Annotated in this window: 2 protein-coding genes; one reads left to right on the forward strand and one right to left on the reverse strand. The window is 66.6% G+C overall.

Annotated elements, in window-relative coordinates; genetic code table 11:
• Nucleotides 1-187 (reverse strand): hypothetical protein (locus ACSLE4_RS09040; RefSeq protein WP_435904133.1); only part of this gene is annotated, 187 nt, incomplete at its 3' end.
• A gap of 180 nt (nucleotides 188-367) precedes the next feature.
• Between ACSLE4_RS09040 and ACSLE4_RS09045 the strand changes: the two genes are divergently transcribed.
• On the forward strand, nucleotides 368-2,207 hold a 1,840-nt coding region (locus ACSLE4_RS09045), incomplete at its 3' end, for a GumC family protein (protein WP_435904134.1).

The raw sequence follows: 2,207 nt of genomic DNA on the forward strand, positions 1-2,207 counted from the left end.
TTGAGCCGGCGCCCGGGGGATAGGCCTCGCCGGGTCCCGGCAATGGGGCGGGGGTGGAGAGCGCGAAATCAGGCGCGGTCAGCCCCGGCACGGCGCCGCCTTTGCAGCCTGCAAGGCCGGCCATGAGACCAGCGAGCAGGAGCAGGAGGCCGATTCTGGCCAGATGGACGCGTTCGATCCCCGACATGGATCGAAGCTAAGCCTTGCATGGTTAACGAATGCTGAGCGTGCGTGCCGAAGCGGCGCGGCATTTAAGGCTTTGGTTACGGCTCTGGCGCCTAATGGCTCAAGGTCCCAAGTGAGTCCAAAAAACAAGAGTGAGTCCCAAAAGTGAGAGAAGTGAGTCCCGAGCAGTGAGTCCGAACCCGTGAGCCCATCCCGCAAGACCTATACGGCCGACGACGATATCGACCTGGCGACGCTGGGGGGCGCGCTGTGGCGGGCCAAGGGCTGGATCCTGGGGCTCGTCATCGGGGCGGGGCTGATCACCTTTATCGGCCTGTCGATGATGCGGCCGCTCTATACGTCGGAAGCGCGCATTCTGATCCAGAACGAGGACTCCGTGTTCACCCGGCCGACCGGGGATCAGGGCCGGAGCGAGCCGCGCAGCAGCCTGGACGAGCAGGCGGTGCAAAGCCAGGTGCAGGTGCTGACCTCCCGCGATCTGATCCTGCAAGTGGTCAAGGACCTCGATCTCGTCAACAACGAAGCCTTCGCCAAGGATGCGGGCGAGACGCTGCTGGGGCGTCTGATGAAGCGCATGGGGCTCGGGCAGGGCACCCCCGACTCGCAAGAAGAGCGCGCGGCGAACGCGCTCGCCGGTCATCTCGACGTGTTCCAGCTGTCGAAATCCTCGGTGATCGCGGTGGAATACACCTCCGGCGACCCGCGGCTCGCCGCCGAGATCGCCAACAAGCTGGCGGACGTCTATATCGGCTGGCAGCGCACCGCCAAGATCGAGCAGACCAAGGACGCCACCGTCTGGCTCGACGATCAGATCAAGGCCTTGCGCAAGGCCACCGCCTCCTCCGAAGAGGCGGTGGAGGCCTTCAAGGCCTCGGAAGGCCTTTATGCGGGCTCGAACAACGTCACCTTGAACGCGCAACAGCTCTCCGAGCTCAACAGCCAGCTGATCCTGGCCGAAGCGCAAGAATCCGAAGCCCGGGCCCGCGCCAAGCTGATCAAGCAGATGCTGGCGGACAATGGCGACATCAACGCCACGCCCGAAGTGCTCAAGTCGCAGCTGATCATTAATCTCATCGAGCAGCGGGTCACGGTGCAGCGCTCCCTCGCGGAGCTGTCGGCAACGCTGCTGCCGTCCCATCCGCGCATCCAGCAATTGCGCTCGGAGCTCGCCGACGTGCGCGCCCAGATCCGCGACGAGGCGCAAAAGGTGGTCAAGAGCCTCGAGAACGAAGCCCAAATCGCCGCGGCGCGCGAAGCGAGCTTGCGGGCCAGCCTCAATGCGGCCAAGAGCCAATCCGCAGGCCTCGGCGACTCGGAGATCAAGCTCCGGGCCCTCGAAAGGGAGGCCAAGGCCAACCGCGACCTGCTCGAATCCTATCTGGCGCGCTACCGCGATGCGTCCGCCCGCCACGACATCGGCGCCGTGCCGTCCCAAGCGGCCATCGTCAGCCGCGCGCACGCCTCCGTCCTGCCGTCCTTCCCCAAGCGCGGGCCGCTGACCCTCCTGGTCATGACCGCAACCGCGCTGCTCGCCCTCGCATACACACTCGCACGCGAACTCATCGGCACCGCAAGCCCCCAGACCCGCCGAGAAACCCGCGAGCCGCGGCTCAAGCAGCGTACCCGCCGCGAATCGCCGAAACCGGCTTATACACCGGAGCCGCCGCCCTTAAAGACTCCGATGGCGGCGCCCAAGATGGGGCCGGCCACGGCGGTGAGGCCTGCCAATGTGCGGCCCGTAACGCCAAGGCCAGCCGCCGAGGTCGCGCCCGGACGCAAGCTACCCGTGGTGCTTCCCGCGACGAAGGGACCAGCCGCGCCGCCGCCCGCCGAAGCGAAGACGGGCCCGGCGACCAAGCTCGAACAACAAAGCGATAGCGACGCCGCGACCAAGCCGTCGGTCTGGCGCGCGCAGAAGCCCGCGAAACGTCCGAGCTGGCTCCAAGTCAACGAGCCGCGGCGTCCGCGCCCGGCACCGGAACCCGAAGCGCCGATGCAAGAGACTGCGCAGGACTCTATGG

Source organism: Methyloceanibacter sp., assembly GCF_051306395.1.
In the GTDB taxonomy this organism is placed as follows: Bacteria; Pseudomonadota; Alphaproteobacteria; order Rhizobiales; family Methyloligellaceae; genus Methyloceanibacter.